Source organism: Halopseudomonas sp. (assembly GCF_036961105.1).
Taxonomy (GTDB): domain Bacteria; phylum Pseudomonadota; class Gammaproteobacteria; order Pseudomonadales; family Pseudomonadaceae; genus Halopseudomonas.
In genome coordinates, this window is the sequence record NZ_JBALWW010000008.1 from 109,431 (window position 1) to 123,503 (window position 14,073).

Below are 14,073 nucleotides of genomic sequence, written 5' to 3' on the forward strand. Positions count from 1 at the left end.
AGCCGTACGCTTGCCTCTTGGGAAGCGGCCGTTGTCGGGCTGGTTTTGCCACGGCCTGAAACGCAGCAGGCCACCCTAAGGGTGGCCTGCTCAGATGCAGCGGATCAGACTCGAGTCACGTCCTCAGAACCAGGCGTCCTGCATGTCGTAACAGGTGAGGTCACGATTTTCCAGTACGTTCAGATCGTGGTGGCAGGAGGGCACTTCCCAGTTGAGGAAGTAGCGCGCCGCCTGCAGCTTGCCCTGATAGAAGTCATGATCAGCCGGGTTGCCGCTGTTCAACCCGTTCTGCGCGTGCACCGCTTGCTGCAGCCAGCGCCAGCCGATCACCATGTGACCGAAGGCCTTGAGATAGAGCGCGGAGTTGGCCAGGGCCTGATTCACCTTGCCCTGACCCATGTCACCCAGCAGCGCGACCGTCACCTTGCCCAGGTGCGCCAGCAGTTTCTCCAGGGGTTCGCGCAGGCCGTTCAGTTCGGGGTGCACGGCGGCTTGCTTGCAGGTGGCGAGAATCAGCTCGGACAACTGTTTCAGGGCTGAGCCGTTGTTCATCACCACCTTGCGTGCCAGCAGATCCAGCGACTGGATACCATTGGTGCCTTCGTGAATCGGGTTCAGACGATTGTCGCGGTAGTACTGCTCCACCGGATACTCGCGGGTGTAGCCGTGGCCACCGAGAATCTGAATCGCCAGTTCGTTGGCCTTGAGGCAATAGTCGGACGGCCAGGCCTTGACGATGGGCGTGAGCAGATCCAGCAGCTCCAGCGCGGTCTTGCGCTCAGCCTCGGTTTCCAGGGTTTCGGTGTCGTCGAACAGGCGTGCGGCGTACAGGCCCAGATCGAAGGCGCCTTCAACATAGGATTTTTGCGCCAGCAGCATGCGCTTGACGTCAGTGTGCTCGATGATCGACACCTGCGGCGCGGTCGGATCCTTGCCATCGGGCAGGCGGCCCTGCGGACGCTCGCGGGCGTAATTCAGCGAGTAGAGGTAGCCGGCATAGCCGAGCATGACCGCACCCATGCCGACGCCGATGCGCGCTTCGTTCATCATCTGGAACATGCAAGCCAGGCCCTGATGCGGCTTGCCGATCAGGTAGCCGACGCAGTTGTCCTTGTCGCCGAAATTAAGTGCAGTAGAGGTGGTGCCACGCCAGCCCATCTTGTGGAACAGGCCAGCAAGGGTGACGTCATTGCGCTCGCCCAGGCTGCCGTCGTCGTTGACCAGAAACTTGGGCACGATGAACAGCGAGATACCCTTTACGCCGGGTGGCGCATCGGGCAGCTTGGCCAGCACCATGTGCACGATGTTGTCCGACAGCGGGTGATCGCCGCCAGAAATGAAAATCTTGTTGCCCTTGAGGCGATAGCTGCCGTCGCCAGCTGGCTCTGCCTTGGTGCGGATGTCCGACAGCGAGGAACCTGCGTGCGGCTCGGTCAGCGCCATGGTGCCGAAGAAACGGCCTTCGATCATCGGCTGCAGGAAGCGCTCTTTTTGCTCTTCAGTGCCGAAGTTCTCGATCAGGTTGGCCGCGCCCATGGTCAGCATGGCGTAGGAGGAGGTCGCTGCGTTGGCTGACTGGAAGTGCGCAAAACAAGCCTGCGACAGCAGGTTTGGCATCTGCATTCCGCCCTGCTCAAAGGTGCGGGTGGCATTCAGGAAACCGGCTTCCAGAAAGGCATCGACAGCCGGTTTGACCTCCGGAATCAGCTCTGCTGCGCCGTCAACGTACTTGGGTTCGTTCTCGTCGCTCTTGCGATTGTGCGGAGCAAAGAGTTTTTCAGCGATGGTACGGGCGGTGCCAATGGCCGCGTCGAAGGTTTCCCGGTTGTGGTCGGCAAAGCGCTCACGCTGGGTCAGGCCTTCGGCATCCAGCACTTCATAGAGTTCGAAGGCCAGGTTGCGTTGATCAAGCAGTATCTCGGTCATGGAGGTCACCTCAAATTTGAACGCGAAGCAGTGTATTGGCTCATCCCTCAGCTGGGAATGGCCATTGATATCTTTTATGCAGTCAGATCAGAACAGCCGAAGCTTCGGCTCGTCCATCGCAGCCCGCTGTTCGCGCAGGGTCAGTATCTGGTCGGCCCAGTAGCGTTCATTGGCAAACCAGGGGAAATGCATCGGGAAGGCCGGGTCGTCCCAGCGCCGCGCCAGCCAGGCGCTGTAATTGATCAGTCGCAGGCTGCGCAGCGGTTCGATCAGCGCCAGCTGGCTGGGGTCGAAATCGTAGAATTCATTGTAGCCGTCGGCCAGTTCGGCCAGTTGCGCCTGACGCTGGTCACGCTCACCGGACAGCATCATCCACAAGTCCTGGATCGCCGGGCCCTGTCGGCAGTCATCCAGATCGACCATGAACAGGCTTTCATCGCGCCACAACAGATTGCCTACATGCAGGTCTCCGTGCAGCCGCAGCGTAGTGCAAGGGTGCGCGGCAAAGCGCTCGGCGACGACCTTGAGCAAATCATCGGCGACGGAAAAATAGGCTGCCTGCAGGCCCTGTGGTACCACATTGGCAGCGCGCAGAAACTCCAGACTGTCGGTGCCAAAGGTCTGTACGGTCAGCTCCGGCCGATGCTCAAAGGGGCGCATGGCGCCGACCGCGTGCAGCCGGCCGACGAGACGGCCAAGCATCAGCAGGTGATCCGGATCGTCGAATTCGGGTGCGCGGCCACCAAAGCGCTTGAACAGGCTGAAGCGGAAGCCGGCGAACTCGAACAGGGTCTTGCCGTTGATCTGCATCGGCGGGATGACCGGGATCTCGCGCTCTACCAGTTCAAGCGAAAATTCATGCTCTTCGAGAATGGATTCATCGCTCCAGCGCAGCGGTCGGTAGAACTTGGCGATCAGCGGCTGCGCATCTTCTATGCCGACCTGGAACACGCGGTTCTCGTAGCTGTTGAGCGTCAGGGTGCGCGCGTCGGAAATGAAGCCGAGCGATTCGACTGCATCAAGTACAGTATCGGGAGTGAGCAAAGCAAAGGGATGGTGCGCGTCCATAACCGGTTCGCCTGCGTCAGAAAGGGGTATCTATGGTGGCACAACTCAGGGGGCAGGTGGCAACTCTGCAATCAGGGCGTGCGCGCCGCGCACCAGATCTGCACTGACGCGGCGCCAGCACGCAGCAGCGTGCGGCTGGCTTCGGCGGCGCTGACGCCGGTCGTCATGACGTCATCGACGAGCGCTATGTGTTGGCTGGCGACCCGCTCCGGACAGGGGCAGTGAAAGGCGTCATGCAGGTTGTGGCGGCGCTCGCTGGCGCTCAAGCCCTGCTGTGGTTGCGTAGCCCGGCTGCGCTGCAACGCGTTGTGCGCCAGCTCCAGGCCCAGCGCACGGGCCAGTGGACGAGCCAGTTCGAAGGCGTGATTGTAGCCGCGCTGCGCCTGACGCCCCGGGTGCATGGGCATGGCAACCAGCAGGTCGGGACGGCGTTCGGGATGGTGCCCGAGGTAGTCGCTGAGGCTGAGCCTCATTACCTGACTGAGCAGTCTGCCGTAGGCGCTCTGACGATGGTATTTGAAGGCGGGTATCAAGCTGTCGACCGGAAAGCGGTAAGCAAGGGGCGCGGTGGCATACAGAAAAGGGGGTGGGTTATTCAGGCATTTGCCGCACAGGCTGTCGGCCTGGGGCAGCGGCAGAGCGCATTGGCGGCAGTGGGCCTGCAGCCAGGGAAGATCGGTCAGACAACCGTTACACAAGCTGAGCTCGCGTTGGCGAGTCGGGAGCCCGCACAGCAAGCAGTAGCTACGTAGGTTGTTTTTTATCCAGTTGTAAACTGTTGAATCTATCAATGGTTGACAGCCTCCATGCCGTCGTTATCATGCTTGCCATAGAGTGAACCCATAAGGGCTTCCAAGCAATAATCAAAGGACACCTATCCATGACCGTCTCCGTGACTCGCCACGACTGGACGCCCGCCGACGTGCTGGCACTGTTCCGCCTGCCCTTCAACGACCTGCTGTTCCGCGCCCAGACCGTGCACCGGGAGCACTTTGATCCCAACCGCGTACAGGTTTCCACGCTGCTGTCGATCAAGACCGGCGCCTGCCCGGAGGACTGCAAGTACTGCCCGCAGTCCGGTCATTACAACACGGGCCTGGACAAGGAAAAGCTGCTGGAAGTACAGAAAGTACTGGATGAGGCTGCTGCCGCCAAAAAGATCGGCGCTACGCGTTTCTGCATGGGCGCGGCCTGGAAGCACCCGTCCGAAAAGGACATGCCCTATGTGCTGCAAATGGTCCGTGGCGTACGCGAGCTGGGGCTGGAAACCTGCATGACCCTGGGCAAGCTAACCAAGGAGCAGACCGCGGCACTGGCCGACGCCGGCTTGGATTATTACAACCACAACCTGGATACCTCGCCCGAGTTCTACGGCAACATCATTACCACCCGCACCTATGGCGACCGTTTGCAGACGCTGTCCTACGTGCGGGACGCCGGGATGAAGATCTGCTCCGGCGGTATTCTGGGCATGGGCGAGTCGGTCGAAGACCGCGCTGGCCTGTTGATCCAGTTGGCCAACCTGCCGGAGCACCCGGAGAGCGTGCCGATCAACATGCTGGTGAAGGTCAAGGGCACCCCGCTGGAAAACGCAGAGGACGTGGACCCCTTCGACTTTATCCGCACCCTGGCGGTCGCGCGCATCATGATGCCCAAGTCGCATGTGCGCTTGTCTGCCGGTCGTGAGCAGATGAACGAGCAGACTCAATCGCTGGCCTTCTTTGCCGGCGCCAACTCGATCTTCTACGGTGAGCGTCTGCTGACCACCGCCAACCCGCAGGCGGAAAAGGACATGCTGTTGTTCAAGCGTCTGGGTATCAAACCCGAAGAGCGCGAAGAGCACGACGACGAGGTGCACCAGGCCGCAATCGAGCAGGCTCTGGTCGAGCAGCGCGACAGCGCCCTGTTCAGCAACGCAGCAGCGGGTTGAACCCAGCTACAAGCCACAAGCTACAAGCTACAAGCTACAAGCCAACCAGTAGCGGCACGCTTTTGGCTTGAAGCTTGCCGCTCAACTATCGATGAGTATTCCGCGTGCCCTTTGACCTGTCTGCCCGTCTGGCCGAGCGCCGGGCTGCCCATCTCTATCGTCGTCGGCCTTTGCTGGATGCTCCTCAGGGCGTAAGCGTGCGGGTGGATGACGACGAGTTGCTGGCCTTTTGCAACAATGATTATCTCGGCCTCGCCAATCACCCCGAGGTGATCGAAGCCTTTGCGGTTGGCGCGCGGCGCTGGGGTGTGGGTGGTGGGGCGTCCCACCTGGTGGTGGGCCACAGCACGCCGCACCACGAGCTTGAAGAGGCGCTGGCAGAATTTACCGGCCGCCCACGAGCGCTGCTGATGTCCAGCGGTTACATGGCCAATCTGGGCACAGTCACGGCGCTGGTGGGGCAGGGCGATACCGTGCTGGAAGATCGCCTCAATCACGCCTCGCTACTCGATGCCGGTTTGTTCAGCGGCGCGCGCTTCTCACGCTATCTGCACAACGACCCGGCGAGCCTTGCCGCACGGCTGGACAAAGCGACCGGCAACACACTGGTAGTGACCGATGGCGTGTTCAGCATGGATGGCGATCTCGCCAATCTGCCGGCACTCTGCGCCGAGGCCCGCCAGCGCGGCGCCTGGTTGATGGTGGATGACGCCCACGGCTTCGGCTGTCTGGGTGAGCAGGGCGGCGGCATCGTCGAGCACTTCGGCCTGGGACTGGACGATGTGCCGGTACTCGTTGGCACCCTGGGCAAGGCGTTCGGCACCGCAGGTGCCTTTGTTGCCGGCAGTGAAGAGCTGATTGAAAGTCTGATTCAGTTTGCCCGCCCCTACATCTATACCACCAGCCAGCCACCGGCAGTCGCCTGTGCCACGCTCAAGAGCCTGCAGTTGCTGCGTCAAGAGCAATGGCGGCGTAGCCACTTGCAGCAGTTGATCAAGCGTTTCCGTACCGGGGCTGCCGGGTTGGGTCTGCAGCTGATGGATAGCCCTACCCCGATTCAACCCATTCTGGTGGGCAGCAGCGCCCGGGCGCTGGCCCTGTCGGCAGCGCTGCGTGAACGCGGTATTCTGGTTACCGCCATCCGCCCGCCGACCGTGCCACGTGGTACCGCACGGTTGCGGGTGACCCTTTCCGCCGCGCACAGTGAAGATGATGTGGCGCAGCTGCTGCAGGCGCTGGAAGCAGCCCTGGCAGCGTTGCCAGACGAAGAGAATACCCATGAACACGATTAATCTGCTGCCTGGCTGGGCGCTGGCGGCCAGCAATCTCGATGCCCTGCGACAGACGCTGCAGGCCAGCCTGCCGAATCATGCAGTGGTGAGTCATGAACTGCCGCCGATGCAGATGTCGAATCTGGAGTCTGACCTGGAGCAGCTGGCCGGTACCCTGCAGCCCGGGTGGCTGGTTGGCTGGTCGCTGGGCGGCGTGCTGGCCATCCAGCTGCTGCGACGTTATCCCGAGCGCTTCTGTGGCGTGGCGACTATCGCCAGCAACGCCTGTTTCGCAGCGCGCGCTGATTGGTCTCAAGCCATGCCGGCCGATACCTTCAAGGCGTTCTTCAACGAGGCGCGCGAAAAGCCGGAGAAAATCCTCAAACGCTTTGCGTTGCTGGTAACCCAGGGTGCTGCGCAGCCGCGTGAGGTCAGTCGACAGCTGCAATGGAGTGACGCCGACCCACTGCAGCGGTTGAACCACCTGGCACTGCTGGGGGTGCTGGATAACCGTGTCCATTTGCGCCGCTGCGAGCAACCGGTGCTGCATTGTCTGGCGGCACAGGATGCCCTGGTGCCGTCAACTGTGGCGGCTGAACTGCAGGCGCTCAATGCCCAGGCCAAGGTGTCTGTGCATCCGCAGTCCAGCCATGCATTGCCGCTGGAGCAACCAGAGTGGCTGGCACAGCAGATCAGCAACTGGGTGCAGCAGACGTGAATAGCGCTGCCATCGACAAGCGCCAGGTCGCGGCCTCATTCAGTCGGGCTGCCGGCACCTATGACCAGGTGGCCGAGTTGCAGCGCAAGGTGGGCAATAATCTGCTTTCGCGGTTGCCTGAGGCTGAACAGCTCAGCCAATTGGCGGATATTGGCTGTGGCACCGGCTATTTCACCCGCGCGCTGGCAGAACGGTTCGGCTTACCTGTGCTGGGACTGGACATCGCCGAAGGGATGCTGCGTTACGCGCGTGATCGCAGCCCGGCAGCGCTAGGCTGGGTTGCAGCTGATGCGGAAAGCCTGCCGCTACGCTCGGCCAGTCAGGACCTGCTGTTTTCCAGTCTGGCGCTGCAATGGTGTCCGCAATTGCCGTTGGCGCTGAGTGAAGGTTATAGAGTCTTGCGTCCGGGCGGCTGCATGGCGTTCAACACTTTGGTAGAGGGTACGCTCGGCGAGCTGCGCGCTGCCTGGCAGGCTGTCGACGGCTTTGTACACGTCAATCGTTTCATGCCGCTGGCACAATTGCAGGCGATGCTGGCCGCGGCCGGTTTCGCCCGTTGGCACTGCGAGGTGGAGGCGCACGTTCTGCACTATGGCCAGGTCAGTGAGCTCACCCACGAGCTCAAGGCCCTGGGCGCCCACAATCTGAACGCCGGTCGACCCAGTGGCCTGACCGGCCGCGCCAGGCTGCGTGCGCTTACCACGGCTTATGAAAGCCAGCGCCAGACAGCCGGCTTGCCGGCGACCTATCAGGTGGCGCAGGTATTGTTGTTCAAGGGTATTGATCAGGCTTGAGGAGCCACGCATGTCCAAAAGATACTTTGTTACCGGTACCGACACCGAGATAGGCAAGACCACTATAGCGGCGGCGCTGCTGCATGCCGCCCGCGAGTCCGGGCTGAGTACGGCGGCAGTCAAGCCGGTGGCAGCGGGCTGTGAGCGTACCGCCGAGGGCCTGCGCAATGAGGATGCGCTGGTGCTGCAGGCTGAGTGCAGCCCGGCACTGGCGTACGAGCTGATCAACCCGGTGACACTGGAAGCAGCTATTGCGCCGCATATTGCCGCGCAGGAAGAGGGTGCGGCACTGACGCTGGAGTTGCTGGCAAATGCCTGCCGACAAGTGTTCGAGCGCAAGGCCGACCTGTCCCTGGTAGAAGGTGCAGGCGGTTGGCGCGTCCCGTTGAATGACAACGAGCTGCTGTCCGGGCTGGCGCGAGATCTCCAGTTGCCAGTGATCCTGGTGGTAGGCATGCGTCTGGGTTGTATCAACCATGCCCTGATGACCTGTGAAGCGATCGCCGCTGACGGCCTTGAGGTGGCGGGCTGGGTAGCCAACCAGGTGGATGCCGATATGAGTCGGCCAGACGAGAATCTGGCTACGCTGCAGCAACTGATCAAGGCGCCGTTTCTGGGTCGCGTACCGCGGCTGCAGCCGGCCAGCGCCGCAGCTGTGGCGGCCTATCTGGATATCGGCCCGCTGATCTGAACTGACCGGCGGTGATACTCAATAGTGGCCATTTGTGCTTGAATGGGTGCAGGTTCTTCCATTAATAGAGGTTGTGCATGGCTACCCTCGACTTGATTTCATCTGGCCTGACCAGTGTGCGTCAGGGTCAGAATCGTATGACCAACGCAGCGTCCGACATTGCGCGGGCGGGAACAGCCGTCGATCCGGTGTCGCCAAACCCGATACCTACTCAGCCAGCCACCGGCCAGGCAGCGGCCAGCGCTCCGGTTGAAAGCGCGCGCCCGGTCTACCTGGTTGATAGCATGGTCGAGCTGCAACAGGGCCGTCAGGAAGCACAGGCCGGTGCCTCGATTATCGATACCGCCGATGAAGTCCTGGGTACCCTGCTCGACGTCACCGTCTGAGATATGTAAACGGCATTCGAGTCCTGGCCGGGCGCCGCTGCAGTATGTCTGATTGGCAAAACCTGGCCCGCTGAGGTCTGTTTATGATGAGTGTTGGTGCTTTCAGCGCCGCTAAATATTCCCCTTCTTTCGTTCCGGCGTCGATTTCGGTCGGCGCGCCGGCAAGTACCCTTGTGCAAGCCAAGGCCGAGCCCGGCCGTTTTCCGCCAGTGGATGAAAGCGCGCAAGGTGCTGCTACCCCGAGCGCGACCGATCAGCCGGAAAATGCCGCTACCGAGGCCGAGAAGAGCAAGCGCGCTCAATTGGCCAATGCTGAAAGCGAGCTGCGGCGCGTTACCCAGCAAGAGATTCAGGACTTGTCCGCGCGTGACCGTGAGGTGCGTGCGCATGAGCAGGCGCACATGGCAGTCGGTGGCCAGCACGCGGGCTCTGTGCAATACGACTACACCCGCGGGCCCGACGGAAAGCTCTACGCAGTTGGCGGTGAGGTGGGTATCGACACGGCCCCGGTGCCTGGCGATCCACAGGCGACTATCGACAAGATGGAGCAGGTCCGTCGTGCCGCGCTGGCGCCGGCCGAACCCTCCGGGCAGGATCGGACGGTCGCGGCGCAAGCGGCCCAGGCGATTGCCCAGGCCCGTGCGGAGTTGGCTACGCGGGGGCCTGAACCCTCCGATAGCGCGAAGAGCGAGGCGTCAGCGCAATCTGACGAGAGCGCCGGCGAGCAAGGCGATAACGAAGCGCCTGGCACAGCCCCGGATCGTTCTCGCGAGCTCACGCTGTATCGCGATATTGCCGGCTCCATTGACGCCGCCGACCAGGCTTTCTCCCAGCGCGCCTGATATTCCGCCCGCTGTTCTGCGCGCACCGGTTCCGTCTTCTACTTTCCCGTACTTGCCGTCGTACCCTCATGGCAGCGTCGGTGATGCAAAGTCAGCCCTGTTTATAATCTGGTATTCATGCGGGGGTTGACTTTCACTTGGCGTAAACGTATGTTTCAAACACATGTTTGAAAGTGCTGTTTTTGCAGTACCAAATGCAGCTTCGGCTGCCCTTGCATCTGATACTACTGTTGAGGTCAAGCACCATGCCCGATTACAAGGCCCCCCTGCGTGATATCCGTTTTGTTCGCGATGAGCTTCTGGGTTATGAAGAGCATTACCAGAGTCTGCCTGGTTGCGAAGACGCAACGCCTGACATGGTCAACGCCATCCTGGAAGAGGGTGCCAAATTTTGCGAGCAGATCATTGCTCCGTTGAACCGCGGCGGCGATAGCGAAGGCTGTACCTGGAGCGCTGAAGGCGTGACTACGCCTACCGGTTTCAAGGAAGCCTATCAGCAGTACGTTGAAGGTGGCTGGCCGAGCCTGGCGCATGACGTCAACCACGGCGGCCAGGGTCTGCCCGAATCTCTGGGTCTGGCGATCAGCGAAATGGTCGGTCAGGCCAACTGGTCCTGGGGCATGTACCCCGGCCTGTCTCACGGCGCCATGAACACCCTGGACGAGCACGGCACCGATGAGCAGAAGCACACCTACCTGACCAAGCTGGTTTCCGGTCAGTGGACCGGCACCATGTGTCTGACCGAGTCCCATTGCGGTACCGATCTGGGCATGCTGCGCACCAAGGCCGAGCCACAGGCTGACGGCAGCTACAAGATCTCCGGCACCAAGATCTTCATCTCCTCCGGTGAGCACGACATGGCCGAGAACATCGTCCATATCGTTCTGGCGCGTCTGCCCGATGCCCCTGCCGGCACCAAGGGTATTTCGCTGTTTATCGTTCCCAAGTTCCTGCCTGACGCCGAAGGCGAGAAGGGCGAGCGCAATGGCGTTACCTGTGGTTCGCTGGAACACAAGATGGGTATCCACGGTAATGCGACCTGCGTAATGAACTTCGACGGCGCTACCGGTTTCCTGATCGGGCCGCCGAACAAAGGTCTGAACTGCATGTTCACCTTCATGAACACCGCCCGTCTGGGTACCGCCCTGCAGGGCCTGGCCCATGCCGAAGTCGGTTTCCAGGGTGGTATTCAGTACGCCCGTGATCGTCTGCAGATGCGCGCTCTGACCGGTGCCAAAGCGCCCGAGAAGGCCGCTGATCCGATTATCGTTCACCCTGACGTACGCCGCATGCTGCTGACCATGAAAGCCTTTGCCGAGGGTAACCGGGCAATGGTCTATTTCACCGCCAAGCAGGTCGACATCGTCAAGAACAGCCAGGATGCCGAGCAGAAGAAACAGGCTGATGCCCTGCTGGCGCTGCTGACACCGATTGCCAAGGCCTTCATGACCGAAGTTGGCTTTGAGGCCGCCAACCACGGCGTGCAAATCTATGGCGGCCACGGCTTTATCGCCGAATGGGGCATGGAGCAGAACGTGCGTGATGCCCGTATCTCCATGCTTTACGAAGGCACTACCGGTATTCAGGCGCTTGACCTGCTGGGTCGCAAGGTGTTGATGAGCCAGGGCGAAGCGCTCAAGGGCTTCACCAAGATCGTCCACAAGTTCTGCCAGAACAACGAAGGTAACGAGTCCATCTCCGAGTTTGTTGCGCCGCTGGCACAACTGAACAAGGAATGGGGCGAGCTGACCATGAAAGTGGGCATGGCGGCCATGAAGGATCGGGAGATGGTCGGTGCTGCCTCGGTTGATTACCTGATGTACAGCGGCTACGCCTGCCTGGCTTATTTCTGGGCTGACATGGCTCGGGTTGCGGCGGCCAAGCTGGCCGAAGGTACTTCCGAGCAAGCGTTCTACACGGCCAAGCTGCAGACTGCGCGCTTCTACTTCCAGCGCATCCTGCCGCGTACCCGCACTCACGTTGAAAGCATGCTGTCCGGTGCCGACAACCTGATGGACATGGATGCCGAGAACTTCGCGCTGGGCTATTGATTCTTCAGTCCGTGTGAATTGAAAAAGGCCGCCCCGGTTACCGGGGCGGCCTTTTTTTTTGTGCCAATGTTCGTTTACAAATCGCGTGCCAGGCGAATACCGCTGAATTGCCAGCGCGCTGAAGGCGGAAAGAAATTGCGGTAACTGGGGCGGCTATGGCCCTGGGGCGTAGCGCAGGAACTGCCGCGCAGGACCATCTGGTTGATCATGAATTTGCCGTTGTACTCTCCAACCGCGCCGGCGGCAGGCTGGTAACCGGGGTAGGGCAAGTAGGCGCTGTTGGTCCATTGCCAGACTTCGCCGAACAGTCCTGCCAGGCCTGGTTGTTCTCGGGCAGCATGTTCCCACTCCATCTCGGTAGGCAGTCTCGCCTTGGACCAGCGTGCGAAAGCGTCAGCCTCGTACAGGCTGACATGACATAGCGGTGCCTCGTGATTGAGAGGTTGTTCGCCGGCCAGGGTGAACAGCGTCCATTGTTGATCACGGTGCAACCAGTACAGGGGCGCGCGCACCCGCTGCTCGTTCACCCAGTCCCAGCCATCTGACAGCCAGAGCTCCGGACGCTGATAACCTCCGTCGGCAACAAATGCCAGAAAGTCGCCGTTGCTCACGTTGCGCGTGGCGAGCTGAAATGGCTCTAGCCAGACCCGGTGCGCGGGCCCTTCGTTGTCGTAGCAGAATCCGTCTCCCGCATGTCCAACTTCGCAGAGTCCTCCCTGTAGCGTACTGAACTGCATCGCCTGCTGGGTGACTGTGGTGCTGGGTTGCTCCGGCGCCTTGCTGCGCCAGGCCGGATACAGGGGATTGCAGGAAAAGTGGTGTTTCAGATCGGTCAGCATCAGCTCCTGGTGCTGCTGTTCATGCTGCAGGCCCAGTTCTATCAGCGGCGCCAGTGCGCCCAACGCGGCCGGATCGGCAAGCAGCGACAGCATCTGGCGGTCGACATGCTGGCGGTAGTGCAATATTTCCTCAAGTGAGGGGCGCGACAACAAACCGCGATCCGCGCGTGTGTGCCGTTCGCCCACTCCCACATAGTAGGAGTTGAACAGTACGCGATAACGCGGGTCCAGCACCGGTGGTGGTGTGTTGAGTGCGCCGAGCACAAAGGTCTCGAAAAACCAGGTGGTGTGCGCCAGGTGCCATTTGAGTGGGCTGGCATCGGCCATGGATTGCAGCTGGCAATCTTCCGCACTCAAGCCGCGAATGAGTTCCTGCGAGTAGGCACGGGTTTTTGCATAGCGAAACGCCAGGCTGTTGTCATCACCCTGAGGATGGCTGGCCAAGGTGGCCGTGTCGGGAAAAGGGGCTGGCTGATTCATACAGGCTCCGCGAGGAAGACACCAAACCAGTCCTGCGGATCGGTCCAGTAATGGCTGCAGCGCAGACCGCTGGCAGCGAGCAGGGCACGAAACTCGTCCAGGCTGTATTTGTGCGAATATTCGGTGAGTATGTGTTCATTGGCGCCGAAGCGGCGGTTGGCGTGTACGCCTAGGTTGACGTTCTGCTCACGGGCAGATACCAGGTGCATTTCGACCCGCCGATGGGCTTCGTCAAAGTGAGCAAAGTGGCGAAAATGCGCGGCGTTGAAATCCGCATCGAGTTCGCGGTTGACCACGTTAAGCACATTCAGGTTGAACTCGGCGGTGACGCCGCTAGCGTCGTCGTAAGCCGCCTCCAGTATGTCCCGCGGTTTGACCAGGTCGGCGCCGATCAGCAATCGGCCGTGCTGGCCGCAATGCGCGCGTATCCGGCGCAGAAAGCGCATGGCTGCGCGCGGCTCGAAGTTGCCGATGGACGAGCCCGGGTAGAAGAAAACGGGTGGCGCCGAAGGTCGCTCGGCGAGCAATTCGTGCAGGTCCAGATGCTGGGTAAAGTCGCTGACCACGCCTATGCATTCGAGCTGCGGGTGGCGCTGGGCTACCTCGGCGAGCGAGGTCTGCAAAAACTCGCCGGCAATATCCACGCCGATGACGCGCGCCGGGGCGACGGCGCTCAGCCAGTCTTCGGTTTTCCGGCAGTCGCCGCAGCCCAGGTCGATCCACTGCATGTGGCCAGGTAATTGTTCGGCAATGGCCTCCCTGTGCTGGGAAAAAATCCGCGCCTCGGTACGGGTGGGATAATACTCGTCGAGTCGGCAAATGGCGGTGAACAGTTCGCAACCACGGTCATCGTAGAAGTATTTGGAGTCGATATGGGCGCGGGGTTGCAACAAACCGTGCAAGAGTTGCTGGCGCTCATCCTGAGTCGGCAGCCGCAATGCGGTCTGGAGTCTGGGCAGGTCAAGGGCAAGGCTCACGTAGGCTATATCCTCTGCAGGTCAAAGACGCATGTCTTCAAAACCTAGCAGTCGCGACCGGATTCTGCCAATGCTTGCATGGGTTTGGGGTTGAGCCTGT

Annotated in this window: 13 protein-coding genes; 8 read left to right on the plus strand and 5 right to left on the minus strand. The window is 61.1% G+C overall.

The features are described 5' to 3' along the window. Positions 1-123 precede the first annotated feature (123 nt). The 3 genes from V7756_RS10265 to V7756_RS10275 all read right to left on the minus strand — a co-directional run bounded on the left by V7756_RS10265 (position 124) and on the right by V7756_RS10275 (position 3,785). Positions 124-1,926, minus strand: a complete 1,803-nt coding sequence (locus V7756_RS10265) for an acyl-CoA dehydrogenase (protein ID WP_335610065.1) — start codon at positions 1,924-1,926, stop codon at positions 124-126. An 87-nt stretch (positions 1,927-2,013) separates the two neighbouring features. After that, on the minus strand, positions 2,014-2,994 hold the full coding sequence (locus V7756_RS10270) for a serine/threonine protein kinase (RefSeq protein ID WP_335610066.1): 981 nt from the start codon (positions 2,992-2,994) through the stop codon (positions 2,014-2,016). 71 nt (positions 2,995-3,065) lie between these two features. Further along, positions 3,066-3,785, minus strand: coding sequence for a ComF family protein (locus V7756_RS10275; RefSeq protein WP_335610067.1), 720 nt, complete (start codon positions 3,783-3,785; stop codon positions 3,066-3,068). An 89-nt stretch (positions 3,786-3,874) separates the two neighbouring features. On the opposite strand from V7756_RS10275, the gene bioB reads away from it, so the two are divergent. The 8 genes from bioB (at position 3,875) to V7756_RS10315 (ending at position 11,677) form a co-directional block, all read left to right on the plus strand. Beyond that, entirely contained in the window at positions 3,875-4,924 is a 1,050-nt protein-coding gene (bioB, locus tag V7756_RS10280) for a biotin synthase BioB (protein WP_335610068.1), read from the plus strand. Between the two features lie 104 nt (positions 4,925-5,028). After that, entirely contained in the window at positions 5,029-6,216 is a 1,188-nt protein-coding gene (bioF, locus tag V7756_RS10285; RefSeq protein WP_335610069.1) for an 8-amino-7-oxononanoate synthase, read from the plus strand. Next, positions 6,203-6,913: an alpha/beta fold hydrolase gene (locus V7756_RS10290; RefSeq protein ID WP_335610070.1), complete on the plus strand. Its 711-nt coding sequence runs from the start codon at positions 6,203-6,205 to the stop codon at positions 6,911-6,913. The genes bioF and V7756_RS10290 overlap by 14 nt, the downstream gene beginning before the upstream one ends. Next, positions 6,871-7,707 carry a malonyl-ACP O-methyltransferase BioC gene (gene bioC, locus V7756_RS10295; RefSeq protein ID WP_335610071.1) on the plus strand — a complete coding sequence of 279 codons (837 nt, stop codon included), beginning with the start codon at positions 6,871-6,873 and terminating at the stop codon, positions 7,705-7,707. The genes V7756_RS10290 and bioC overlap by 43 nt, the downstream gene beginning before the upstream one ends. A 10-nt stretch (positions 7,708-7,717) precedes the next feature. Further along, on the plus strand, positions 7,718-8,398 hold the full coding sequence (gene bioD, locus V7756_RS10300) for a dethiobiotin synthase (protein ID WP_335610072.1): 681 nt from the start codon (positions 7,718-7,720) through the stop codon (positions 8,396-8,398). 77 nt (positions 8,399-8,475) lie between these two features. Continuing rightward, the gene (locus V7756_RS10305; protein WP_335610073.1) at positions 8,476-8,784 is read left to right on the plus strand and encodes a hypothetical protein; all 309 of its coding nucleotides are present in this window, start codon (positions 8,476-8,478) and stop codon (positions 8,782-8,784) included. A 173-nt stretch (positions 8,785-8,957) separates the two neighbouring features. Then, positions 8,958-9,626, plus strand: a complete 669-nt coding sequence (locus tag V7756_RS10310) for a putative metalloprotease CJM1_0395 family protein (RefSeq protein WP_335610074.1) — start codon at positions 8,958-8,960, stop codon at positions 9,624-9,626. 245 nt (positions 9,627-9,871) lie between these two features. Then, complete coding sequence (locus V7756_RS10315) at positions 9,872-11,677, plus strand: phenylacyl-CoA dehydrogenase (protein ID WP_335610075.1); 1,806 nt, start codon at positions 9,872-9,874, stop codon at positions 11,675-11,677. A gap of 74 nt (positions 11,678-11,751) precedes the next feature. Here V7756_RS10315 and egtB read toward each other — a convergent pair whose 3' ends face one another. Further along, positions 11,752-12,996 carry an ergothioneine biosynthesis protein EgtB gene (gene egtB / locus V7756_RS10320; RefSeq protein ID WP_335610076.1) on the minus strand — a complete coding sequence of 415 codons (1,245 nt, stop codon included), beginning with the start codon at positions 12,994-12,996 and terminating at the stop codon, positions 11,752-11,754. After that, complete coding sequence (gene egtD, locus V7756_RS10325) at positions 12,993-13,973, minus strand: L-histidine N(alpha)-methyltransferase (RefSeq protein WP_335610077.1); 981 nt, start codon at positions 13,971-13,973, stop codon at positions 12,993-12,995. Before egtD ends, egtB begins: the two co-directional genes overlap by 4 nt. Positions 13,974-14,073: the final 100 nt, after the last annotated feature.